The sequence below is a fragment of the Virgibacillus natechei genome, from assembly GCF_026013645.1.
Classification (GTDB): Bacteria; Bacillota; Bacilli; order Bacillales; family Amphibacillaceae; genus Virgibacillus_L; species Virgibacillus_L natechei.
This window is the reverse complement of record NZ_CP110224.1, coordinates 1,697,736-1,720,850: the sequence shown is the minus strand read 5'-3', so window position 1 is coordinate 1,720,850 and position 23,115 is coordinate 1,697,736. Positions and strand designations below refer to the sequence as shown.

Genomic DNA, 23,115 nt, shown 5'->3' with positions numbered 1-23,115 from the left:
TAAAACTCTTGGACCCACTATTTTTAATGTGTTTTACATTTTTCTTGTAGATTATTTTCCATTAGAACATTTATCATTGTTTCACCAATAACAGCTGGCGTATCAGCAACACGAATACCGGATTCAGTCATGACACGAGTTTTCTCGTCCGCTGTTCCTTTACCACCAGATACAATAGCACCAGCATGACCCATTCGTTTTCCAGGAGGGGCTGTTGCTCCTCCAATAAAGCCAACAACAGGTTTTGTCATGTTAGCTTTCACCCATTCAGCGGCTTCTTCTTCTGCTGTTCCACCGATTTCACCAATCATAACCACGGCTTCTGTTTCAGGGTCTTCGTTAAAGTCGTTTAGAACATCAATAAAGTCTGTACCATTAACTGGGTCTCCACCGATTCCTACAGCTGTTGTTTGCCCATAACCAGCTTCTGACAGTTGATGGACAGCTTCATATGTTAGTGTACCTGAACGGGACACAACTCCAATATGACCTTTCTTATGAATGTATCCTGGCATGATACCAATTTTACTTTCATCTGCTGTAATTACCCCTGGGCAATTAGGCCCTATTAGACGCGTTTTCTTACCTTCCATATAACGCTTCACTTTAACCATATCCATAACAGGGATATGCTCGGTAATACATATTGCAAGATCTAACTCTGCATCCACTGCTTCCATAATTGCATCTGCAGCAAAAGGTGCCGGTACGTAGATTACAGATGCGTTAGCTCCTGTTTTTTCAACTGCATCCTTTACTGTATTGAATACAGGAACCCCTTCTACCTCTGTGCCACCTTTTTTCGGTGTAACACCACCAACGATTTTTGTTCCATATTCAAGCATTTGTTTCGTATGGAATTTAGCTGTACCACCAGTAATTCCCTGGACAATTACTTTTGTATCTTTATCAACATATACACTCATTTTCGTCCGCCCTTTCTTCATAATCTTATACAGTTTTTAGTAGAGCAGTCAGTAACAAATTATTACCTGACCATAGAAACGATTTTTTCGGCACCGTCTGCCATGGAACCGGCGGATGTAATATTCAATCCAGACTCGTCCAGAATTTTCTTCCCTAATTCAACATTTGTTCCTTCTAACCTTACAACTAGCGGAATTTCTAATCCAACTTGTTTTGTCGCTTCCACTACACCATCTGCAATTACATCACACTTCATAATTCCACCAAAGATGTTTACAAAAATACCCTTTACATTCGGGTCGGATAAAATGATCTTAAATGCTTCGGTAACTTTTTCAGCTGTTGCACCGCCCCCAACATCAAGGAAGTTTGCAGGGTCACCGCCGTAATGCTTAATAATATCCATAGTAGACATAGCAAGTCCCGCACCATTTACCATGCACCCGATATTACCATCAAGGGATATATAGCTTAAGTCATGTTTTGATGCTTCGATTTCTTTTTCGTCTTCTTCATCTAAATCACGTAATTCCTGTACGTCTTTTTGACGGAACATGGCATTATCATCAAAGTTCAATTTCGCATCCAATGCTAATACTTCGCCATCACCAGTAGTGACTAATGGATTTATTTCTGCAGTTGAGCAGTCTTTTTCAATAAATACATTATAAAGACTTGTCATAAACTTAACTGCTTTACCCATTAGTTCATGAGGTATATTTATGTTGAATGCTAGTCTACGAGCTTGATAACCAGATAATCCAACAACTGGGTCAATTACTTCCTGGAAGATCTTCTCAGGGTTTGTTTCAGCAACCTCTTCTATTTCTGTACCGCCTTCTTCAGATGCCATTAAAATGACACGTGAAGTAACGCGATCAAGTACCACACCTACATAATACTCTTTTTGAATATCACTACCTTCTTCAATAAGTAAGCGTTTAACTTCTTTACCTTCAGGTCCTGTTTGTTCTGTAACTAAAGTCTTACCAAGTATCTCATGTGCATATGTACGCACATCTTCTATGTTTTTTGCAATCTTAACGCCACCGGCTTTACCTCTACCACCAGCGTGGATTTGAGCTTTTACTACGGTAATAGCACTTCCTAATTTTTCTGCAGCTTCAACAGCTTCATCAACTGTATATGCAACACGTCCATTAGGAACAACGACGCCAAATTCGCGCAACATATCTTTGCCTTGATACTCATGAATGTTCATCTTTTATCCTCCCATCAAAATCACTGCATTCCTATTGTAATAAAAAACTACATAATTCACAAGAATAAGCGAATATTGTCTATTTACTTTCAAACTTTTTATTACCTTTCCATGCTTTGGTCTGCTCTATAAATAAAAGCAAATACTTCTGCTACAGCTTGATATAATTCTTCTGGAATCGTTTCATTTATATTTAGTTCGGCTAATATTTCAATTAAAGAAGAATCCTCAAGGATAGGAATATCGTTTTCTTCAGCTTTATGAATAATAGCATCAGCTGTTAGTCCTTTACCAGATGCCGCTATAATAGGTGCGCTCTGGTGCTTTTGATCATATCGAAGGGCTGCTGCCTTTTTTCTTCCTTTTGTCATATTCGATAATCAACTCCTTGATAGTCCGCTCGAAAAGAATCACGTCCTGTCGTTTTCTTTGGTTTATCTAATTGTTGTAATGGTTTAAATGAAATAGTAGTTAGTTGATAATTTAAGTTTTCCAGTCCTGTCTTTAACATTGGTTTTAAAAATAAGGACTGCTCCTTTATTGACTCGAAATCATTGAATATCGTCACAGCTACTGCGCGTTTTTGTACATTCATATCAATGACAGTTTTTTTTAAGTGTGTAAGATCCAAGTAGAATAATATACGACAATGGTCAGGATTTATCTCTCCTTTTTCCGTTTTTCTACCTTCAAAATTAAGTTCTAGATCCTTCGGTAAACCAAGCCTTTCACCTGGTATTTGCAGATTAGCTTGTAACAAATGAGCTGATTCATTTACAGATTGCAACTGCATACCATTTATAAAGTGGAGGAGTTGCTGCGAACGATCATGTGACAAAGCACTCTCACTTTGTTGAAACAATTGCATAAGCATTCCTTTTACCGTTACAGATTGTTGCTGTATATTATCATTTGCCAGCTGGTTTTCATAGGATAGTCCTGTAAAAAGTAGCGTTTGGTTTACCTGTGTCAAAAATTGCTCACGAGGAGCTGCTAGCATGAATGCTTTATCCTGATTCATTGTACCCAAAAACTGATCTGTCTTCGCATATATTTGGTCTGTAGCGATTGTCTGCAACATGAATAGAAGCTGTCGCAATTGAACTGGATTATTCTGGAGTAAATGCGTGTATTGCTGCTGTTGGTGATTCGTCAACAATGGCAGCACGTTCTCCGATATTTGCTGTTTTAGTTGTGCGAAATCCTCTCTTTCTAAGGAGACATTATTTATAAATGATCCTGTCATTTTATTACTCCACGTGTGCAGGATTTGCTGAGAGTGTCGTAACAATTCGTCTTTATTAGTAGCCAATTTTTCTAACGCTCTAACCAGATTTAGGTCGTTCAGTTGAACAGGCAATTCCACAGTAGCAGTTCGTTGCGTAGAACCATTCATTTGCTTTATAAAAGATCCCCATTGCGATTTCCAAGATGTAAAATCCTTTTGTGGTTCCAGGGCTCCTGCTGCCTTTAGTATATTGAAAAATTGCTGACTATTCGCCCTTATTTCTGTAGTAATTTGATTAACAATAGCAGACTTCGTGTCTAATGGCCGTTCCACCATTTGGCTCATACGATCAAGCAGTTGTGTATGGTTTGTATGCTGTTTTAATTGCTCTAATGAGGCCTTCATTTGTTCTGATAAGCTGTGAAAACTTCTCATGGATAAGGCTTGAAAAACCGAATCTGTTATGGGTAATTTATTCGTAATCATATCCTTGAGAACTTGTTGTGCCTCTTTCTTGTTTTGTGACCCGTCTAATAAGCGAAATGCTTGTACAAGCTGATTTTTCTCAAATGGGATCTTTTCATTAATAAGTGTCTGCATCAAAGCAGTATTGGATTTATTTATTTTCAGTCCCAGTTGTTGCATCAAGTGTGTAACGTTTGCTCTTTCTTGATTTTTTAACTGTTCCCCCAACACCTTTAAATGAATAATTTGATCCGTTGTTTGTACTTGAAAATGATACTTTCCACTAGTTGTTAATGATGCTTCTAATTGAGCTATCATTTTTTCAGAGCCCAGTTGAATTTGTGCTTTATTATCAGGATAGAGCTTTAAAATTTTCCCTTGGATAATTTGCCCGGGGCGTAGTGTTAGTTGTGAATGGTTCATTGCGGTTAACCGTTTTCCATTTACTTGATAAACACTCAACTAGACACCCCCCAAATTAATAATGAACTGCATTTCTCACTGGCGCAAATGACCTTCTGTGGTATGGTGACACGCCATGTTCCATTAAACTATCTATGTGATGCTTTGTACCATATCCCACATTCGAATTGAAACCGTAATTAGGGTATTCACTATGTAATTCCTTCATCATTTCATCACGAGTTACCTTCGCTAATATACTTGCTGCAGCGATGGAAATGCTTTTAGCATCTCCTTTTGTAATGGACTCAGAGCTACAAGACAATCCACGAAGTTCTACCGCATCAATTAATATATGGTTCGGTTTTAGATTTAGCTGATTGATTGCGTCATGCATTGCTAGTTTTGTTGCTTCAAATATGTTGATTTCATCAATTTTCTGACTACCAATAATAGAAATTCCATAGCTAACCGCTTGTTCCTTAATAATGTTAAAAAATTTAGTACGCGTTGCTTCATTTAGCTGTTTTGAATCATTTAAGCCCAATAATTTAAAATTCCTTGGTAAAATAACCGCTGCTGCTACAACTGGACCCGCTAAAGGCCCCCTACCAGCCTCATCAATACCTGCTATGTATTCACAGCCACTAGCGTACCCACGTTCTTCATAATAGCACATATCCATAAAGTTTTTTTCAAGCATTTCTTCTTTTCTCTTCTGGTTTTCATAGGTTTTAATTAATTTTTGTACACCTTTTCTGTCATCAGCCCTTAAATAGGTAACTAATTCTTCACTCAACTCTCCTGCTTCAAACAACTTTTTTAGTACTGTAATTGGCTGTTTATCCATTATGACACCTGTCTCTCTATCTTATATCGGCTGATACACAATTTTTGTTAGCACCAAGTTAGGCGGCCAATCATTATTATGGTGTTTCCAGTGTAATCATCCCTAACCTTCCTGTACGAAGATCACCCAACACTATATCTGAAACCTTTTTAAAGTTTACATTGCCACCACTTTCAAGTGCTCCTCGTTGTTTCCCTATAGCAACGAATATATCCCACATGTCTTCCATACTACGGTCGATATCGTAACGAGCTTCAAGCAATTCTGGATAATGTTCTTGCATGTGCTGAATAACAAAAGCTGTAATATCTTGCAATGAAAGTAATTGATCTTTTATTGTTCCGATTGCTGCTAATCGAAATCCTACTATTTCATCTTCAAATTTTGGCCATAGAATACCTGGTGTATCAAGCAACTCAAAGTCTTTCTTCACTTTAATCCATAATTGCTGCTTTGTAACACCTGGTTTATCTCCAGTTTTTGCAATTTTTTTATCTGCAAGTCGATTAATTAATGTGGATTTACCAACATTCGGGATGCCAATAATCATGGCTCGAGCAGGCCGTGGTTGAATCCCTTTTTTCATGAGTTTGTCCATCTTCTCTTGACCAAGTTCCTTCCCTAATTGAATGACACGCTTTATTTCTGCTTTATCATTTACATTAACAGCGATCGCTTTACTATTATTTTCTTTAAAATGGTTAATCCATTTTTCTGTTTCTCTGTTATCTGCTAAATCTTTTTTCATTAATACAATCAGCTTCGGTTTATTTTGTAGAACCTGTTGTAACATTGGATTTTGTGAAGATAATGGCGCTCTTGCATCAACCAATTCAACTACAAAATCGACAAGCTTTAACTTTTCTTCTACTTCTCGCCTAGCTTTTGCCATATGTCCTGGGAACCATTGTATTGTCATATGTAACCTACTCTCCTATTAATTGAATTCGATCAAATGGCCAATAAATTAAATTTGTTTTTCCAACAATTTCATCCATGGGAACAACACCTAACATACGGCTGTCTGTTGAATTCATTCGATTATCACCTAAAACAAGGATTTGTCCTTCAGGTATCCTCTCATACCCTCCCGGTAAATCTTCTAATAGAAAATCATTCGTGCCTTGTTCATACAATGCATTTTGGTCTGTTCGTGTAAAAGGGTCTTCAACTGGGGCACCATCAATATATAAGCTGTTATTTTCATATTCTACATGTTCACCTGGTAAACCAATAATTCGCTTTATATAATCTTGTTGTGCTGAAGCATGAAACACAACTATATCGAAACGTTTTGGTTCAGTAATTTGATATATGAATTTATTTACAATCATTTGGTCCCCATCTTCCAATGTCGGAAGCATTGATGGGCCCTCAACAACAATTGGTGCAAAAAAGAACATTCGAATTATAAAAGCCAATGCAAAAGCAATAAGCAACGCCTTTATCCAGTCAAACCACTCACTTTTTTGTTTTGCCATGAATTCCCCTCCGACAACATCACTATCTATGTATTATTTTAAACTAACTTCATTATAACATTCCTTATTATTACGAGTTAAATATTAGTAAACTTGGCATTCGTTAAAGGGATTCTTAGAAAGCGTTCTTTGCTTTGTTAGGCAGTTGAGTATAACTAATTCCTATCTACAAATAAAAAGAAGCTTGTGCATAAAAGCAAAGCTCCTTTTTTAAAGTAAAATTTTATTCTATCCATCTGTGGCTTGACGTATCGTAGTAAGTAGACCTGCCTATTATAACTGCAATAAATCCACTTCACCTTTTCTTTATCTGCGTTCTTTAATACGCGCTGCTTTACCACGTAGGTTACGAAGATAGTATAGTTTCGCACGACGTACAATACCACGACGGGAAACTTCAATTTCCGCTACACGAGGCGAATGTAATGGAAATGTACGCTCAACACCTACACCGTAAGAAAGCTTTCTTACTGTAAATGTTTCACTTATTCCACCATTTTGGCGTTTAATTACAACACCTTCGAAAACCTGAATACGCTCACGACTTCCTTCAACAACCTTCACGTGAACTTTTAACGTATCACCTGGGCGGAATTCAGGACGATCAGTACGTAGTTGATCTTTTGTTACATCTGCAATTAGTTTTTGCATCCTGTTTCACTCCTTCCAAACCAATGCTCATATTTCTCTAAGAACAGCGGAACATCGTTTATATAGCTTAAGTATTACTTAAACACAACAATTAATATACCATAATGAAAGCTAGAGTTCAACTAAATTTTAGATAAAGTTAGTATGCCTTATAATTTTCGTTTTCTTCAATCTCATTAAGGAGTTTATGTTGCTTTTCTGTTAAGGAAAGCTTATTTATTAAATCCTTCCGTCGATCATACGTACGTTTTAATGACTGACTTATACGCCATTCATCAATTCTCGCATGGTTTCCGGATAACAGTACTTCCGGGACAGTCATCCCACGAAAATCTGCTGGCCTTGTATAATGTGGATGCTCTAATAATCCAGTTGAAAATGAGTCTTTCGATGCCGATTCCGTATTACCTAGGACATCAGGAAGTAATCGAACGACACTATCAGCAATAACCATAGCACCAAGCTCACCACCAGTTAATACATAATCACCGATTGATAGTTCATCTGTTGCAAGATGTTCTCTAATCCTCTCGTCATAGCCCTCATAATGACCGCAAATAATCACGAGACTATCTTCCTTCGCCAGTTCCTCTGCCTTTTGTTGCGTATAAGGCTCACCTTGAGGACTCATAAGAATAATACGGGCTTTTGTACCTTTATCTTTTGTAATAGCTTCAACTGCATCAAAAACAGGTTGTGGTGTTAACACCATACCTGCCCCTCCCCCGTATGGATAATCATCCACTTTTTGATGTTTGTTTTCCGTATAATCTCGAAAATTCACCAAATTATAGCTAAACTTTTCTTTATCTTGTGCTTTTTTTAAAATAGAAGCGTCTAAGACACCTGACACCATTTCAGGAAATAAGGTTAATATGTCGATATGCATTAATCTAACAGTCCTTCCATTGGTTCAATTAAAATCCGCTGCGCTTCTATATCTATTTCCTTAACAACATCTTCTATATAAGGGATTAGTAGATCATTGCCTTGTGCTTGTTTTACCACCCATATATCATTAGCACCAGGCGATAGAATTTCCTTTATAATACCTAGATGTTCTTCATTATTTGTAAATACTTCACAACCAATTATTTCATGGTAGTAAAATTCGCCCTCATCTAATGCCGTAAGCTGACCTTCCGTTATTTTTAATTGCGACCCTTTCAAATGTTCAACATCATTAATATTATCGTATCCTTCAAATATAAGTAAGTCAAAACCTTTATGGATACGATGGGAACCAATCACTAACTCAATCTCTTCTTCGGATTCTTTTACTGCATATACGGTTTCTCCTACTGCAAAGCGCTCCTCAAAATCACTAATTCTCAGCACTTTTACTTCACCACGTACTCCATGTGTATTTATAATTTTTCCTATATTAAACATTTTTTCATTCATTTTATCACCCTACTAATTATCTATTCGAATTACAAAATCGTCTTTGATTACAATCGCTCTTTCCCCCATAATTTCATCCCAATGTGATCCAATACCCACTTCAACAAGAGCTTCAACTTCTTTTTCCGTTATTTCACTACCAAGTTCAAGCACGTCTAACTGCTCGATTTTAAAGTCTGCAAGCTGCATTTTTTCTTTACGTTTATTTATTTCCCGCTGAAAACGCTTCGCAATATCTTGTTTGGATACTTCTGCTTTATTTTCTAGCTTTCGTTGTTCAAATCGCAGTCGTTGACACTCTTGTTCAAGTCGTATTTTTGATTCACTAAAATTTTTTTGTAATTTCTCTTTGCTTTTCTCTGTGATAACTTGTTTGATTAGTACTTTCTTTATTATTTTCATTATTAATTCCTCACTCTCACAAACATCTTTTAATTCGTTCTTACTGAGATGTATAAAGTGTGGCCACTTAAAGTGAAACTCCGTTCAGTGGATGCGTCGATCAAACATGCTGGTACCGATATTGGCATATGAAGTGCCCGTATTTAGTCAACCTGCCTGTTAAACTGCGATAAAAAGGGAAAGAGGTAAGACTCTTTCCCTTTTACATAATATCCAAATAAATTCGCTTTTCAGCATCCGTTTTAGAAGCGTAAACTACTGTTCGGATAGCCTTTGCAATACGTCCATTTTTGCCGATCACCTTACCGACATCATCTTGGTTCACAGTAAGATGATAAACAATTTTTGTATCTTCTTCTGATTCACTCACAACGATGTCTTCAGGATGATCAACTAAGGATGTAACAATAGTTTCAATTAGGGCTTTCATGATATCACACTACTTTACTATTGGTTTTTCTGGTCGTGAAATTTCTTCATGATGCCTTCTTTTGAGAAAAGGTTTCGTACTGTATCACTTGGTTTAGCGCCTTTTGTCATCCAGTCAAGCGCTTTTTCTTCATCTAGTTTAATTTCAATTGGATTAACTACAGGGTTATATGTTCCAATTTGTTCGATAGCACGTCCATCACGTGGCGAACGTGAATCAGCTACAACAATACGGTAAAATGGATTCCTTTTAGATCCCATGCGTTTTAGACGAATTTTAACTGCCATTTTTCTTACACCTCCAATAACAATGTATTACACAATTTTAAATTCTAACAGATACCTGGAAGTCTGTAAAGGACTTTTCCATTACAAGCAATAAAACATACTATAAATACGTGTTTATTACATGAATGGAAGATTCATACCTTTGCCTTTCTTACCTTTCTGAGTGCCGGTCATTTGCTTCATCATTTTCTTCATTTCTTCAAATTGCTTCAGCAATCGATTCACTTGAGAAACAGATGTACCTGACCCTTTAGCGATACGTTTTTTACGACTAGCATTCATAATACTTGGCTCCTGACGCTCTTTCTTCGTCATGGATTGGATAATGGCTTCAACATGTACGAGTTGCTTTTCATCCAATTGCGCATTTTTCAGACCTTTCATTTTTCCTGCTCCAGGGATCATCGCCATTAAATCATCTAATGGCCCCATATTTTTCACCTGTCCCATTTGCTCTAAAAAGTCATCGAAGGTAAATGAGGCATTACGCATTTTCGTTTCTAATTCTTTTGCTTGCTTCTCATCGACGTTTGTCTCCGCTTTTTCAATTAACGACAAAACATCTCCCATACCAAGAATTCTCGATGCCATTCGCTCTGGATGAAATGCTTCAAAGTCATCTGTTTTTTCACCCACACCAGCAAATTTAATTGGTTTATCTGTGACAGCTTTTATGGATAAAGCTGCACCACCTCGCGTATCACCATCCAGCTTCGTCAACACAACACCTGATACATCAAGTTGTTCGTTGAAGCTATCTGCAACATTAATAGCATCCTGACCTGTCATAGAGTCAACAACTAAAAATGTCTCATCCGGCTTTACACTTGATTTAATTTGTTGTAATTCATCCATCAGTTCATTATCAATATGCAAACGACCCGCAGTATCAATGATTACATAGTCATTATGTTCTGCTTTAGCTTGCTCGATCGCCTTTTTAGCAATATCAACTGGGTTAACATCATTTCCCATTGAAAATACAGGCATATCCAGTTGCTCTCCAAGTGTTTCCAACTGATTAATCGCTGCTGGCCGGTAAATATCAGCTGCTACAAGTAATGGTGAACGATTATGCTTTTTACGTAGGTGATTAGCCAGTTTTCCTGTCGTTGTCGTTTTACCTGCACCTTGCAGTCCAACCATCATAATTACGGTTGGTGCTCTATCGGCTACAGCAATTTTGCTTTGTTCACCACCCATTAGCGTGGTTAGCTCTTCTCTAACTACCTTAATTACCTGTTGACCTGGTGTTAGACTTTCCATTACTTCCTGTCCAACAGCACGTTCTTTAATTCGATTAATTAAATCTTTTACTACTTTAAAATTAACATCGGCTTCGAGAAGGGCAAGGCGAACTTCACGCGCCATTTCTTTTACGTCCTGCTCACTCACCTTGCCTTTGCCAGTAATTTTTTTTATTGTACCTTGCAGGCGGTCGGCCAGTCCTTCAAATGCCATGGAAGGTCCCCCTAATCTAATTCTTTTAGTTGATTAATCATTTTCAACAAATCATCGTTATCACCCTTAGTCGAAACAGTTTTCTCCATTTCATCTATAAGGCTGGTACGTTTCTTGAACTTATCATATAAATGTAAATGCTGTTCATAGGATTCAAGAATTGTTTCGGTTCTCTTAATATTATCATACACAGCTTGTCTTGAAACCAAATTCAATTCGGAAATTTCACCCAGTGAATAATCCTCTATAAAATACATTTCCATATAATTTCGCTGTTTGAGTGTCAGCAATGCTTGATAAAAATCAAATAAATAATTCATACGAGTTGTTTTCTCGAGCAATCCCATCCACTCCTTGTTAAGTGAAATTACTTTACAATTAATAATAACGAATAACCTATTCCAGTGTCAAGGGAATTTCCGCTGTTATTCTTCTTCCAGAATGTCAGCAAATAGTCCATAAACAAAGGCATGGGCATTAAAATTCTGTAAATCATCAACTTGTTCACCAAGTCCTACAAATTTAACAGGGACTTTTAATTCATTACGTATGGCCAAAACAATTCCACCTTTGGCAGTTCCATCTAATTTTGTCAAAACAATCCCAGAAACATTCGTCGCTTCAGAAAAAGTTTTTGCTTGGCTTAATGCATTTTGTCCTGTTGTCGCGTCTAATACGAGCAAGACTTCGTGCGGAGCACCAGGTACTTCTCTTTCAATTACTCGTTTCACTTTCGAAAGTTCATTCATTAAATTCACTTTATTCTGAAGCCTACCTGCCGTATCACAAATCAAAACATCAGCATCACGTGCTTTAGCAGCCTTTATTCCATCATATATGACTGCCGCAGGGTCGCTTCCGGGACTTTGTTTAATAACATCAACATCAGCACGTTCGCCCCATATTTCCAATTGTTCAATTGCCCCAGCGCGAAATGTATCACCAGCTGCTAGTACAACATTCTTTCCCTGTTGCTTCAATTGATGTGCTAATTTTCCGATGGAAGTGGTTTTCCCTGCACCATTAACACCTACAACTAATATAACGGACAACTCATTTGCTTGAATATTTAACGCCTCTAGTTGTTCATCATCGTCCGCATAATATATATCTACCAACTTTTGTGAAATAACATCTTTAACCTCTTTGGTATCTTTAATATTTTGCCGTTTAACTTCCATTTTTAATTCATCAATTAGATCCATAACGGTCATAACCCCAACATCTGCGGATATCAGCACTTCTTCAAGTTCCTCAAAGAAGTCCTCATCAACTTTACGATATCGTGCAATTAGATCATTGATTTTACCAGAAAATGAATGTCGTGTTTTTTTCATACCTTCCTTGTATTTCGTGGAAACTTCTTCTGTCTCCTCGTCTTGTTTAAATTTATTTTTTAATTTTTGCATGAAGCTCATTTTTAATTTTCTCCCTTCTTAGGATTGGATTAACTCTTTCGTTTCTTCCAATCGTACAGATACCAACCGCGACACACCCGATTCCTGCATGGTTACACCATATAGAACATCCGTCTCTTCCATTGTACCTTTTCGATGAGTAATCACAATGAATTGTGTGTTTTTACTATGCATTTTCACATATTTCGCAAATCGAGTAACATTCGCTTCATCAAGTGCTGATTCAACTTCGTCCAGAACACAGAATGGAACAGGACGAACACGCAATATAGAAAAAAGCAATGCAATTGCCGTTAATGCTCGTTCCCCTCCTGATAATAAACCTAAATGCTGAAGTTTTTTCCCAGGTGGCTGCGCCACGATGTCCACACCTGTGTCTAGTAAGTTATTTGGATCGGTCAACTTCAAATCGGCATGTCCACCCCCGAATAATTCCTGGAATACAACTTGAAATTCTCCCTTAACTTGCGTGAAAATCTCCTCAAATCTTTTTTTCATTTCTTCATCCATTTCTCCGATAACAGCATACAGCGTTTGTTTGGCTTCGACTAGGTCATTTCGCTGTTCATCTAAGAATGTATAGCGCTCTGAAATGCGCTCATATTCATCAATTGATCCAGTATTTACTGTTCCTAATTGCTCTATTCTATATTTCAATTGCTCAACGATGTTTTTTGTTTCTCCCATATCATCTGATTTATTATACGTTTGTTTTGCTTTTTCGAAGGTAATCGTATATTCATTTTGTAAATGCGACAAATGATTTTCCAATTCAACATCAAACCTATTTGCCTTTACTTCCTTTTGTTGAATAGCTTGTAAAAAATCCTGGTGTTTCTTGCTTTCTTCTTTTAATTCTCTTTCTTGATCCTGGATTAACTTTGTGCGCTCTAACCGGTTTGAACGTTTAGCTTGAATCGAATTTGTCAACTCTGCTTTTTCATTTTTTTTAGCATGAATTGTTTGATCGATCTCTGCTTCTGTTTCTTCCATTTCGTTCGTTTGAATTAGCGCATGCAGGTCAGAGCTGTATGCTTCATATTTCTCCTCTTGCTCTACTAACTGCTTTTGTACTGCATTTGTTTTTTCGCGTTGATTTTTTTCCCGCTCTTCCTGCTCAGCCAGCGTAACTCGATTATCATGTAAGTCACTTTGCAGTTGCTCCTTCGTTTCTTTAAACGCAGCTTCTTGATTAGTCAGTATATTGATCTCTTCTTGTACCGTTACTAATTTATTTTTTATTTCGTCTAACGCTTGATTCAACAGCTCATCACGGGACTCTAATTCTTGAATATCTTGACCAAACTGCTTCGTTTCCTGATCATATAACGCAAGATTATCATTAAATGAAGCAATCTTCATTTCCACTTCCTTATATGCTGAGCGCTTTTCATCCAATGCATGCTGTGTGGAAACAATAGAGCGTTCTTCCGCTTCCAAGTTTTTTTCTATGTCGATGATTTTTTGTTTTTGTTTATCTACTTTCTGCTCAAAAGTTGTAGTCCGGCTCACAAATTCATTTAATTTCTCCGATATGTCTTCTAAATCTTTTTCCCTTGTAAATAGTGATTGATTTGTTTTCTTTTTTGCCCCACCGGACATTGCTCCACCCGGGTTGACAACATCCCCATCGAGTGTAACTATCCGATATCGTCTCATGGCCAGTTTTGCAATTTCATTTGCATCCTTTAATGTATTTGCAATGACGATATGACCCAATAAATGTGTAACAGCTGTTTGATAAGTCGCATCTGTTTTCACAAGATTTGCAGCAATACCAACAAAGCCATCATGATTTTCAATTTGTTTTAAAACATCTTTCGTTATAAATCTTTCCTTAATCGACCCTAAAGGTAAAAATGTCGCACGCCCATTATTTGTTTTCTTTAACCACGTTATCGCCCTTCGTCCTGCTTCATCGTCATTGACCACAATATGCTGGGCTTGACCACCCAACGCTGTTTCAATTGCAGTAATATAATCTTGAGGAACATCAACTAATTCTATGACGGCGCCATGTATTCGCGTTAACGTGTTTTCCTCCCGAGCTTTAAGCACTGCTTTAACACCATGAAAAAACCCTTGAAAATCCTCTTTCATTTCTTCAAGCATTTCTTTTCTGGATCTTAACTTTTCAATATGCTGATAACCTTGATATAGCTTCGTTTGTAATTCTTGGAATTGATTTCGTTCATATTCCAAATCCTCTTTTAACTGTTTTATTAACATGTTTTTTTTTCTATAATGTTCTTCTTCTGACATGAAATCAGCTTGCGTTTTGTCTAGATTTTCGTTTAATTCTTTTCTCAAATCTAATACATCACGGAATTTCTCCTCTTGTTTCCCTTTCTTACCTGATAATTGCTGTAATTGTTGTTGAATTGATTGTTTTTCGTTTCGCTTTGCTGCTTGGCTGTTTAGGTATTCAATATATTCCGATTTCCTATCTTCAATCTTTTCAGCAATATTTTCTTTATCTATCAGAAGTTTTTCTTCTAATTGCTCTACATTCTGTTTTGTTTTCTGTTTAATGGCCTGTAATTCAGTTAATTTCTGCTTCTCATTTGAACGCTCATCTTTTAATGCTTCGATTTGAGCAATTGTGTCATTTCGTTGTGTTTCAAGCTTTTGCTTGTTTTCTGCAAAATGTTTTGTCCGTTCATGAAGCAGCTGTTTTTTACCTTCAAATCGTTCAAGTTCTTCTGTTGTAGCTAACAAGCTCGTTTGTAATTTCTCAATTGATTCGTCTAGATTATGTACTTCTTGACGTTCTTTTTCCAAACCTGCTTCCTTTTGCTGAATAAACGTCTTAAGCTTAATTTCGTCCTTCTTCTCTTTTTCTAATTCATTCAAAAGTACTTCCCATTCTTTGTGAAGCCCTTCTATTTCTGTAACAAGAAGTGTTATTTCATTTTGCTTCAGTTGTTCCTTAAGTGCTATATATTTTTTGGCTGTTTTTGCTTGCTGTTCCAGTGGATCAATTTGCTGCTCTATTTCATAGATAATATCTTCCACTCTATTTAAATTTTCTTGTGTTTCTGCAAGTTTATATTCTGCTTTCTTTTTCCGTTGTTTATATTTTAAAACCCCAGCAGCTTCTTCAAAGATTGCACGTCTTTCTTCTGCTTTTGAGCTTAAAATTTCTTCCACTTTCCCTTGGCTAATGATTGAAAAGGATTCCCGACCAAGCCCAGAGTCCATAAATAAATCTACTATATCCTTTAATCTACATGCTTGTTTATTTATATAAAACTCGCTATCTCCTGAACGATATACACGTCTTGTTACACTTATCTCTTTATAATCAAGCGGTAATGCATCGTCCTGGTTATCAAGAACTAGCGTCACTTCAGCTACATTTAACGGTTTTCTTGTATCACTACCCTGGAATATAATGTCTTCCATTACGGAGCCACGTAGAGACCTTGCTGACTGTTCTCCGAGTACCCAACGGATTGCATCGGTTATATTACTCTTACCACTGCCGTTAGGGCCCACAACTGCTGTTACACCTGGAACAAATTCAACATTTATTCTTTCAGCAAATGATTTAAAGCCCACACTTTCCAGCCGTTTTAGATACATATACATTCTCCTATATTTAAAAAGAACTTACGCTGAATACTGTCCTCTTTTTAATTTAATCTCAAAAATAATTTGGCTTTTTAACGCATTTATTTTATCATAAAGGAAGGAACAAAAGAAGAGGTGGATCGATACATACATCTGGTTTGTCTACAATTATAATAATTAACGGGGTGATAGAACATGACTTTAGAGAATCCAACTCAGGAAAACTTAAAGATTTTACTCGACGAAATAGCTGATCAAGTAGGTGTAGCTAATCGAGCGCTTATGGATCCGGAAGATTATGATCTAGATAAATATGATGAGCTAAAGCTTATGTATGATATGATCATGCAAAAAGGGCAGCTAAGTGCAGCTGAAACACAAGCTTTTATTGAGGAATTACGTTCCGTAAGAAAAGAGTAAAGGGAAAAAGGCTGTGATTCACTTGAATTACAGCCCTTTGGCTCTTTTTATTCATTGAACTTGTCCAAAGCAGTTTTCGCCGCCCGTTGTTCTGCTTCTTTTTTAGTTCGACCTACCCCTACCCCGGCAACATCATCTTTAATGATCACATGGGTTACAAATTCTTTATCATGAGATGGTCCTTTTTCTTCCACAATATGATATTCAATGTTTTTATTTTTATATTGCTGAACTAATTCCTGCAATTGGCTCTTATAATCCATCGCATGCGAAAAAGCACCTGTCGATATTTTCGGAAAAACATGTTCTTCTAAAAATTTTAGAGCAGTATTAAATCCATGATCTAAATATAATGCTCCAAGAAATGCCTCAAATACATCTGCTAACAAGGCTGGGCGGTCACGCCCACCCGTTTGCTCTTCTCCTTTTCCCAGAAGAATATGATCACCAAATTGAAGGTCACGAGCAAAGTTTACCAGGGATGGTTCACAGACAATCGATGCACGTAATTTCGTCATTTCTCCTTCAGGCATCGTTTGATTTTCACGATATAAATACTGAGAAACGCCTAGTTCTAATACAGCATCTCCTAAAAATTCCAATCGTTCATTATCCGAAAACGTTTCTTTCCGATGCTCATTCACATAAGATGAATGTGTAAAAGCTTGCTTTAACAAAGCATGATTACGGAATGTAATGTTCAGTTTCTTTTCTAATTGTGTAACATTCATGCTGGGTGTCTCCTTATCTGAGGATATATCGAAAGCCTCGCATTGCGAGACTTTCTATTCAAGGTTAGGATTGTAAACTGTTTATGTAGTTTACAGCATCACCAACAGTATTTATTTTTTCAGCTTCCTCATCAGCAATCTCCATATCAAATTCATCTTCAAGCTCCATTACGAGCTCCACAACGTCTAAAGAATCTGCTTCAAGATTATCTTTAAATGAGGCTTCCATTGTTACTTTTGACTCTTCTACATCAAGGTTATCAACGATAATAGCTTTTACTCGATCAAATACGTCTGCCACTTGCTTCACCTCCCTTCAGTTAGTATAGGCTATATGTTATATTTCTACAATTACATCACCATGCCACCATCTATATGAATGGTTTGACCTGTAATGTAATTTGCGTCTCCTGAAGCTAGAAATCGTACAACGTTCGCTACGTCCTGTGATGTTCCTAGTTTCTCTAAGGGAATCATTGCCAGCATGCTCGCTTTTTGCTCTTCCGTTAATTCATCGGTCATATCTGTTGATATAAATCCTGGAGCCACTGCATTAACAAGTATATTACGCGTCGCTAATTCTTTTGCAGTAGTCTTAGTCAATCCGATGACGCCTGCTTTAGCAGCTACATAATTTGCTTGTCCAGGATTACCGCTAACACCAACGATTGATGCTACGTTGATAATTCTGCCAGCTTTTTGTTTCATCATTTGTCTTGTTACTGCCTTTGTACAAACAAATGCCCCTTTAAGGTTCGTATTTATAACGTCGTCAAATTCCTCCTCTTTCATTCGCATTAATAAATTATCTCTTGTTATGCCAGCGTTATTCACTAAAATATCCAGACTTCCAAACTTGCTTACTATTTCCTTAACCATTTCTTTGACATTTGACTCATTTGCTACATCTGCTTGCACCTTAAAAGCATTTACACCTAATTGTTCAAGCTCTTCCACCACCGCTTGGGCCTTTGCTTCACTTCCAGAATAGTTCACGGCAACGTTTGCCCCTTGATTGGCTAATTCAATAGCAATTGCTCTTCCAATCCCACGTGATGCGCCAGTAACTAAGGCATTCTTTCCTTTTAGCATTATAACCCCTCCCTGTACCATGAAATAAAATCATTCATGGAGTCTATATCTTGTACTGCAAATGTTGGGATACTACGATCTATTTTTTTTACCAATCCACTCAGCACTTTTCCGTTACCCACTTCCACAAAAGCATCAACTCCTCTGTCGATCATGTAACGAATCGATTCTTCAAATCGAACTGGGGAGTACAATTGCTTGATCAACAGATCCTTTATCTCATCGCTTTCCGTAACCGGTGTTGCAGATACATTCGCATATACAGGGATGCTTGCAGTTTTAATGTCAACACTATTTAAATAAGAAGCAAAATCATTATTAGCAGACTTCATTAGCCTAGAATGAAAAGGGCCACTAACATTTAATGGTAGGACACGTTTCGCTCCATTATCTTTCAAAATTGTTGACGCTTGCTCAATACCTGCTTTCGATCCGGAAATAACAATTTGCCCAGGGGAGTTCAAATTAGCAATATCAACTACTTCACTTTCCACTTTCTGTAACGATTTTTCTATCTCTTCAGCGGACATACCAAGCACTGCAGCCATTGTCCCTTGGCCTTTAGGGAATGCTTCCTCCATTAACTTGCCACGCGTAGCAACAAGCGGTAAAGCTTCGTCTAGAGGTACAGATCCGGCTGCTACTAGTGCACTGTATTCTCCCAAGCTATGGCCAATCGCCATAACAGGCTGGATTTTCTCTTTCAAAAGTAATGTGTGTACAGCGATACTTGATAATAACAATGCTGGTTGTGCGTTTTCTGTTTCTGTTAATGTTTCCTTAGGCCCTTCAAACATGATACGAGTTATGTCTTTATCCAATGCTTTATTTGCTTCTTGATATAGGGCTTGCACCTCCGAATAATGATCATAAAACTCTTTGCCCATACCAACAGCTTGAGAACCCTGTCCAGGGAACATAACGGCTACTCGTTTCATTCGGTTCCCTCCTTCTCCAGCTCATTTTTCTCAATCGTTTCTTTTATTGTATCTGTAACATGGTGGTCAACCATATGACAAGCTTGTTTAATAGCACTAAATACTGCCCTTTTATTTGATGACCCATGCGCTTTTATGACAGGTGCGGCTAAGCCAAATAGACCTGCTCCACCGTATTCCGAATAATCCAGCTTCGATTGCAACCCTTTTAAGTCATTCTTGACCATACCAGCTGCAATTTTTGTTTTCGTAGACGACATAAATGTTTCCTTCAACATCGAAAACATAGTCATAGCTGTTCCTTCAATCGTTTTTAAAGCAATATTACCACTAAACCCATCTGTAACGACAACATCTGCCACCCCATTTAATATATCCCTTGCTTCAACATTTCCAATAAAGTTAACGGGTGCATCTTGTAATAATGCATAGGTTTTTTTTGTAAGGTCATTACCTTTACCCTCTTCTGTTCCAACATTCAAAAGTCCTACTTTAGGATTTTCAATCGATCGCACTTTCTCTGTATAAATAGATCCCATAACCGCGTATTGAAGGAGATGATCTGGCTTAGCATCTGTGTTTGCACCAACATCAAGGAGTAGGAAGCCCTTCCCATCAATGGTAGGCAATGTTGGACTTAATGCAGGTCGATCAATACCTGGAATTCTGCCAACCACAAACAATCCTGCACTCATTAACGCCCCCGTATTGCCTGCTGATATACAAGCATCTGCTCTCCCTTCTTTTACTTCTTTTGCCGTCAAGACGATTGATGCATTCTTCTTACGCCTTACTGCGCGCACCGGCTCGTCTTCACTCGTTATCATTTCATCTGTATGTATAATATCAATATTCCTATTCGTTGTTAAATGGGTTTTTATTTTAGCTTCATCACCGATTAAAGTTATGTGTAAACCTTCTATTTGTGAAATAGCGTCCATAGCACCTAATACGATTTCCTTTGGTGCATGATCACCACCCATAGCGTCCATTGCTAATCGCATGTAGCAAGCCCCCTTTTCACTCTTCATTTGATTGATACATGTGAAAGTTTCCAGTAAGTACGATCTCTTGTCCTACAAAACTATTCACTTGCACAATTCTGAGCCCCTTATCCGTTTTTCCTTCAACGGTTGCCTTTGCAACAACCCTTTCGCCTTCTTTTACTTGTCTGGTAAATTTAAGTTCTGATTTAGCAGTGAGTGCCAGTTCATCATTTATAACTGCAACAGCAAGTGAATTGGCTTGAGCAAATAAATGATGTCCACGAGCTATTTTATTTCGGGAAAACACATGTTCGGATCTAATATTTAAAATGGAAATCGCTCGCTTATCCAATTCCAAGTCGATAACTTCCCCGATCACCTCTTCCATTGGTAAAGCTCTGACCGTCTCATCCCAATGGTTATTCGCAACAGACTTTATACGTTCGCGAAGTTCTGGAATCGAGAGTTCCATGCGATCAAGACGTATCGTTTGAATACTAACCGAAAACATTGTGGCAAGTTGTTCATCGTTTATAAAAGGTGTCTCTTCCATTGTATCGTTCAATAAACGTTGTCGTTCAGCTTTCGACCTTTTCATGTATCGCACCATCCAACATAATTTACATTTTTTACTTTATGACTTGGTACTAATAGTAATATATAATACTGCAATTAATTATGCAAGCAGGTGTTTTAATCTAATTTGTCTGTAAAAAAGGAATTGTTTTCGAAGTACTGTTGCAACTGATAAAACTCCTCTTTTTCCTCAAGCATATTTTTTTCAATAATTTCTTGTGCATCGTTGCGTGCCGTCTCTAATGCCCGGTAATCATGAATCATATCGGCAACTTTAAATTCAGGAATCCCGCTTTGTTTTTTTCCAAAGAAATCTCCTGGTCCTCTCAATTTTAAATCCTGCTCTGAAAGTTCGAACCCATTAGCCGTTTCAGTCATTATGCGCATCCTTTCCTTGCCTACCTCCCCCTTGGGATCAGCAATTAGAATACAATAGCTTTGTTTATCCCCTCTGCCAACTCTTCCTCTTAACTGGTGAAGTTGTGATAAACCGAATCGCTCGGCATCGTAAATGACCATAATCGTCGCATTGGGAACATCTACACCAACCTCTACCACTGTTGTTGAAACCAGCACCTGAATGTCATTGGCCGCAAATTGTTTCATAACGTTCTCTTTTTCTTCTGTAGGAAGCCTTCCATGCATCAGCCCTATTTCTATTTCGTCGGCGTAAAACTCCTGTAATTGATTATAAAGATCAACCGCATCTTGGATATCCAGTTTATCTGACTCCTCGATAAGAGGGCAGATCACATATGCCTGTTCACCAAATGATATTTGTTTTTTAATAAAACGAAGCACTCTTTCAAATGTATTCTCTTTTGTCCAGTAAGTCTCAATTTCTTTCCGCCCTTTAGGCATCTCATCAATAACCGAAACATCCATATCTCCAAATGCCGTTATAGCGAGTGTGCGCGGAATTGGGGTTGCAGTCATAAACAAAACATCCGGATTAAGCCCCTTATCCCGTAATCTACGCCTTTGCTTAACACCAAATCGATGCTGTTCATCTACGATAACAAACCCCAGATCATCAAATAAAACATCATCCTGGATTAATGCGTGCGTTCCAACCACTATATTTACATCATGATTTTCAATGGAAGCATCCAATTCTTTTCTTTTCTTCCCCTTTACAGAGCCTGTTAATAATACAATATTTGCCTTTTCGCCAAATAAGTCAGTTAATGATTGATAATGCTGTTCTGCCAAAATTTCGGTAGGAACCATTAACGCTCCTTGCTTTCCAGCAGTAATCGTTGCATATAAACAGATAGCTGCCACAGCCGTTTTCCCTGAACCTACATCACCCTGCAGAAGCCTGTTCATTCTATACGGTGAATTCATGTCAGACAGTATCTGGTTCAATGATTTTTGTTGAGCATTTGTTAAGTCGAATGGAAGTAAGTTCATGAAATCCTTTATTTTATCTGGATTGTAATGTTGTGTATTTCCCTGTGTGGCTTCACGTTTCATTTTACGTAAAAGTTGCATTTTAAGTTGAAACAATAAAAATTCTTCATATGTAAAACGACGACGAGCGTGTTTAAGAGAAACCCTATTTGCCGGAAAGTGCATTGTCTTTATCGCTTCTTGTCGACCTGGAAGCTTATATGCTTCCAAATAACTTGTAGGTAAAAGCTCTATAATTTCATGCGCATAATTTTTTATGGCATTTTGTATCATTTTTTTCAACTTAGCCGTTGATATGTCCCCTTTAACAGAATACATTGGTTGTATTGTAGCCTGATTGTCAGCAGAGCCCAACTTATAAATACTAACTGTTATTTGCAGACGATGAGCATCCCATTTCCCTGTTAGTGTAATTGTATCACCAGATTTGATCTGTTTTTTGGCAAAGGCCCGGTTGAACATAACAGCCTTTATCGCCACGTTCTCCACTTCTACGGTAAATGAAAGTCTCGACTTATTTTTGCCGTAAAATGTTAAGGAAGGATCATAAACCACTTTCCCCTCAATGGTAACTTTATCTTCATGTATTAATTCACCGAGAGGTTTTATTTCAAATACATCGTACCGATAGGGGAAATAAGCTAATAAGTCCTCAATCGTGTGTACATTTAATGTTGCTAAATCCTCAGCAAACTTTTCACCTACACCTTTGACTTGTGTAATGGAATCACTCAGCATGATTTTTATCACTCTCTACT

25 protein-coding genes are annotated in these 23,115 nt (G+C 37.5%); 1 reads left to right on the top strand and 24 read right to left on the bottom strand.

Translation table 11 applies throughout. The annotated features are described in order from the left end of the window. Positions 1–23 precede the first annotated feature (23 nt). From sucD to smc, 17 genes are all read right to left on the bottom strand, one after another. Positions 24–926 carry a succinate--CoA ligase subunit alpha gene (gene sucD, locus OLD84_RS08965; protein WP_209461355.1) on the bottom strand — a complete coding sequence of 301 codons (903 nt, stop codon included), beginning with the start codon at positions 924–926 and terminating at the stop codon, positions 24–26. A gap of 62 nt (positions 927–988) precedes the next feature. Then, entirely contained in the window at positions 989–2,149 is a 1,161-nt protein-coding gene (gene sucC / locus OLD84_RS08960) for an ADP-forming succinate--CoA ligase subunit beta (RefSeq protein ID WP_209461356.1), read from the bottom strand. A 101-nt stretch (positions 2,150–2,250) separates the two neighbouring features. After that, positions 2,251–2,520, bottom strand: coding sequence for an EscU/YscU/HrcU family type III secretion system export apparatus switch protein (locus tag OLD84_RS08955; RefSeq protein ID WP_209461357.1), 270 nt, complete (start codon positions 2,518–2,520; stop codon positions 2,251–2,253). Then, positions 2,517–4,304, bottom strand: coding sequence for a hypothetical protein (locus OLD84_RS08950; RefSeq protein ID WP_209461358.1), 1,788 nt, complete (start codon positions 4,302–4,304; stop codon positions 2,517–2,519). The genes OLD84_RS08955 and OLD84_RS08950 overlap by 4 nt, the downstream gene beginning before the upstream one ends. Before the next feature lie 16 nt (positions 4,305–4,320). After that, a complete protein-coding gene (locus tag OLD84_RS08945; protein ID WP_209461359.1) occupies positions 4,321–5,094 on the bottom strand; it encodes a ribonuclease HII in 774 nt (257 codons plus the stop codon). 76 nt (positions 5,095–5,170) lie between these two features. Beyond that, the gene (gene ylqF, locus OLD84_RS08940) at positions 5,171–6,013 is read right to left on the bottom strand and encodes a ribosome biogenesis GTPase YlqF (RefSeq protein ID WP_209461360.1); all 843 of its coding nucleotides are present in this window, start codon (positions 6,011–6,013) and stop codon (positions 5,171–5,173) included. 7 nt (positions 6,014–6,020) lie between these two features. Continuing rightward, on the bottom strand, positions 6,021–6,575 hold the full coding sequence (gene lepB, locus OLD84_RS08935; protein ID WP_209461361.1) for a signal peptidase I: 555 nt from the start codon (positions 6,573–6,575) through the stop codon (positions 6,021–6,023). Between the two features lie 306 nt (positions 6,576–6,881). Beyond that, the gene (gene rplS / locus OLD84_RS08930; RefSeq protein ID WP_209461362.1) at positions 6,882–7,226 is read right to left on the bottom strand and encodes a 50S ribosomal protein L19; all 345 of its coding nucleotides are present in this window, start codon (positions 7,224–7,226) and stop codon (positions 6,882–6,884) included. A 139-nt stretch (positions 7,227–7,365) separates the two neighbouring features. Next, positions 7,366–8,115, bottom strand: coding sequence for a tRNA (guanosine(37)-N1)-methyltransferase TrmD (trmD, locus tag OLD84_RS08925; RefSeq protein WP_209461363.1), 750 nt, complete (start codon positions 8,113–8,115; stop codon positions 7,366–7,368). Then, entirely contained in the window at positions 8,115–8,630 is a 516-nt protein-coding gene (gene rimM, locus OLD84_RS08920; RefSeq protein ID WP_209461364.1) for a ribosome maturation factor RimM, read from the bottom strand. Before rimM ends, trmD begins: the two co-directional genes overlap by 1 nt. A gap of 12 nt (positions 8,631–8,642) precedes the next feature. Then, the gene (locus tag OLD84_RS08915; protein ID WP_209461365.1) at positions 8,643–9,032 is read right to left on the bottom strand and encodes a YlqD family protein; all 390 of its coding nucleotides are present in this window, start codon (positions 9,030–9,032) and stop codon (positions 8,643–8,645) included. Between the two features lie 202 nt (positions 9,033–9,234). Beyond that, the gene (locus OLD84_RS08910; protein WP_209461366.1) at positions 9,235–9,462 is read right to left on the bottom strand and encodes a KH domain-containing protein; all 228 of its coding nucleotides are present in this window, start codon (positions 9,460–9,462) and stop codon (positions 9,235–9,237) included. Positions 9,463–9,479: 17 nt separating this feature from the next. Beyond that, positions 9,480–9,749, bottom strand: a complete 270-nt coding sequence (gene rpsP / locus OLD84_RS08905; protein WP_209461367.1) for a 30S ribosomal protein S16 — start codon at positions 9,747–9,749, stop codon at positions 9,480–9,482. 117 nt (positions 9,750–9,866) lie between these two features. Continuing rightward, a complete protein-coding gene (gene ffh / locus OLD84_RS08900) occupies positions 9,867–11,210 on the bottom strand; it encodes a signal recognition particle protein (RefSeq protein WP_209461368.1) in 1,344 nt (447 codons plus the stop codon). 11 nt (positions 11,211–11,221) lie between these two features. After that, entirely contained in the window at positions 11,222–11,551 is a 330-nt protein-coding gene (locus OLD84_RS08895; RefSeq protein ID WP_209461369.1) for a putative DNA-binding protein, read from the bottom strand. Between the two features lie 84 nt (positions 11,552–11,635). After that, a complete protein-coding gene (gene ftsY / locus OLD84_RS08890) occupies positions 11,636–12,628 on the bottom strand; it encodes a signal recognition particle-docking protein FtsY (RefSeq protein ID WP_209461370.1) in 993 nt (330 codons plus the stop codon). A gap of 18 nt (positions 12,629–12,646) precedes the next feature. Then, on the bottom strand, positions 12,647–16,213 hold the full coding sequence (gene smc / locus OLD84_RS08885) for a chromosome segregation protein SMC (protein WP_209461371.1): 3,567 nt from the start codon (positions 16,211–16,213) through the stop codon (positions 12,647–12,649). Positions 16,214–16,396: 183 nt separating this feature from the next. Between smc and OLD84_RS08880 the strand changes: the two genes are divergently transcribed. Then, positions 16,397–16,621 carry a DUF1128 domain-containing protein gene (locus tag OLD84_RS08880; RefSeq protein WP_209461372.1) on the top strand — a complete coding sequence of 75 codons (225 nt, stop codon included), beginning with the start codon at positions 16,397–16,399 and terminating at the stop codon, positions 16,619–16,621. A 47-nt stretch (positions 16,622–16,668) separates the two neighbouring features. Here the strand turns inward: OLD84_RS08880 and rnc are convergent, their stop codons facing one another. From rnc to recG, 7 genes are all read right to left on the bottom strand, one after another. Continuing rightward, the gene (rnc, locus tag OLD84_RS08875; RefSeq protein WP_209461373.1) at positions 16,669–17,352 is read right to left on the bottom strand and encodes a ribonuclease III; all 684 of its coding nucleotides are present in this window, start codon (positions 17,350–17,352) and stop codon (positions 16,669–16,671) included. A 64-nt stretch (positions 17,353–17,416) separates the two neighbouring features. After that, positions 17,417–17,653 (bottom strand): acyl carrier protein, encoded by a 237-nt coding sequence (locus OLD84_RS08870; RefSeq protein WP_209461374.1) that lies wholly within the window; start codon positions 17,651–17,653, stop codon positions 17,417–17,419. A gap of 50 nt (positions 17,654–17,703) precedes the next feature. Next, positions 17,704–18,444, bottom strand: coding sequence for a 3-oxoacyl-[acyl-carrier-protein] reductase (gene fabG, locus OLD84_RS08865; RefSeq protein ID WP_209461375.1), 741 nt, complete (start codon positions 18,442–18,444; stop codon positions 17,704–17,706). Next, entirely contained in the window at positions 18,444–19,382 is a 939-nt protein-coding gene (gene fabD, locus OLD84_RS08860; protein ID WP_209461376.1) for an ACP S-malonyltransferase, read from the bottom strand. Before fabD ends, fabG begins: the two co-directional genes overlap by 1 nt. Beyond that, positions 19,379–20,386: a phosphate acyltransferase PlsX gene (plsX, locus tag OLD84_RS08855; protein ID WP_209461377.1), complete on the bottom strand. Its 1,008-nt coding sequence runs from the start codon at positions 20,384–20,386 to the stop codon at positions 19,379–19,381. The genes fabD and plsX overlap by 4 nt, the downstream gene beginning before the upstream one ends. A gap of 16 nt (positions 20,387–20,402) precedes the next feature. Further along, on the bottom strand, positions 20,403–20,966 hold the full coding sequence (fapR, locus tag OLD84_RS08850) for a transcription factor FapR (protein ID WP_209461378.1): 564 nt from the start codon (positions 20,964–20,966) through the stop codon (positions 20,403–20,405). Positions 20,967–21,061: 95 nt separating this feature from the next. After that, the gene (gene recG, locus OLD84_RS08845) at positions 21,062–23,095 is read right to left on the bottom strand and encodes an ATP-dependent DNA helicase RecG (protein WP_209461540.1); all 2,034 of its coding nucleotides are present in this window, start codon (positions 23,093–23,095) and stop codon (positions 21,062–21,064) included. Between the last annotated feature and the right edge of the window lie 20 nt (positions 23,096–23,115).

Coding starts and splice junctions, on each gene's coding strand:
- sucD (WP_209461355.1), bottom strand. CDS start 926: ATGAGTGTATATGTTGATAAAGATACAAAAGTAATTGTCCAGGGAATT.
- sucC (WP_209461356.1), bottom strand. CDS start 2,149: ATGAACATTCATGAGTATCAAGGCAAAGATATGTTGCGCGAATTTGGC.
- OLD84_RS08910 (WP_209461366.1), bottom strand. CDS start 9,462: ATGAAAGCCCTAATTGAAACTATTGTTACATCCTTAGTTGATCATCCT.
- ftsY (WP_209461370.1), bottom strand. CDS start 12,628: ATGAGCTTCATGCAAAAATTAAAAAATAAATTTAAACAAGACGAGGAG.
- rpsP (WP_209461367.1), bottom strand. CDS start 9,749: ATGGCAGTTAAAATTCGTCTAAAACGCATGGGATCTAAAAGGAATCCA.
- fabD (WP_209461376.1), bottom strand. CDS start 19,382: ATGAAACGAGTAGCCGTTATGTTCCCTGGACAGGGTTCTCAAGCTGTT.
- trmD (WP_209461363.1), bottom strand. CDS start 8,115: ATGCATATCGACATATTAACCTTATTTCCTGAAATGGTGTCAGGTGTC.
- recG (WP_209461540.1), bottom strand. CDS start 23,095: ATGCTGAGTGATTCCATTACACAAGTCAAAGGTGTAGGTGAAAAGTTT.
- smc (WP_209461371.1), bottom strand. CDS start 16,213: ATGTATCTAAAACGGCTGGAAAGTGTGGGCTTTAAATCATTTGCTGAA.
- fapR (WP_209461378.1), bottom strand. CDS start 20,966: ATGAAAAGGTCGAAAGCTGAACGACAACGTTTATTGAACGATACAATG.
- OLD84_RS08945 (WP_209461359.1), bottom strand. CDS start 5,094: ATGGATAAACAGCCAATTACAGTACTAAAAAAGTTGTTTGAAGCAGGA.
- rimM (WP_209461364.1), bottom strand. CDS start 8,630: ATGAATGAAAAAATGTTTAATATAGGAAAAATTATAAATACACATGGA.
- rplS (WP_209461362.1), bottom strand. CDS start 7,226: ATGCAAAAACTAATTGCAGATGTAACAAAAGATCAACTACGTACTGAT.
- OLD84_RS08955 (WP_209461357.1), bottom strand. CDS start 2,520: ATGACAAAAGGAAGAAAAAAGGCAGCAGCCCTTCGATATGATCAAAAG.
- OLD84_RS08915 (WP_209461365.1), bottom strand. CDS start 9,032: ATGAAAATAATAAAGAAAGTACTAATCAAACAAGTTATCACAGAGAAA.
- plsX (WP_209461377.1), bottom strand. CDS start 20,386: ATGCGATTAGCAATGGACGCTATGGGTGGTGATCATGCACCAAAGGAA.
- ffh (WP_209461368.1), bottom strand. CDS start 11,210: ATGGCATTTGAAGGACTGGCCGACCGCCTGCAAGGTACAATAAAAAAA.
- rnc (WP_209461373.1), bottom strand. CDS start 17,352: ATGAATGTTACACAATTAGAAAAGAAACTGAACATTACATTCCGTAAT.
- fabG (WP_209461375.1), bottom strand. CDS start 18,444: ATGCTAAAAGGAAAGAATGCCTTAGTTACTGGCGCATCACGTGGGATT.
- lepB (WP_209461361.1), bottom strand. CDS start 6,575: ATGGCAAAACAAAAAAGTGAGTGGTTTGACTGGATAAAGGCGTTGCTT.
- OLD84_RS08880 (WP_209461372.1), top strand. CDS start 16,397: ATGACTTTAGAGAATCCAACTCAGGAAAACTTAAAGATTTTACTCGAC.
- ylqF (WP_209461360.1), bottom strand. CDS start 6,013: ATGACAATACAATGGTTCCCAGGACATATGGCAAAAGCTAGGCGAGAA.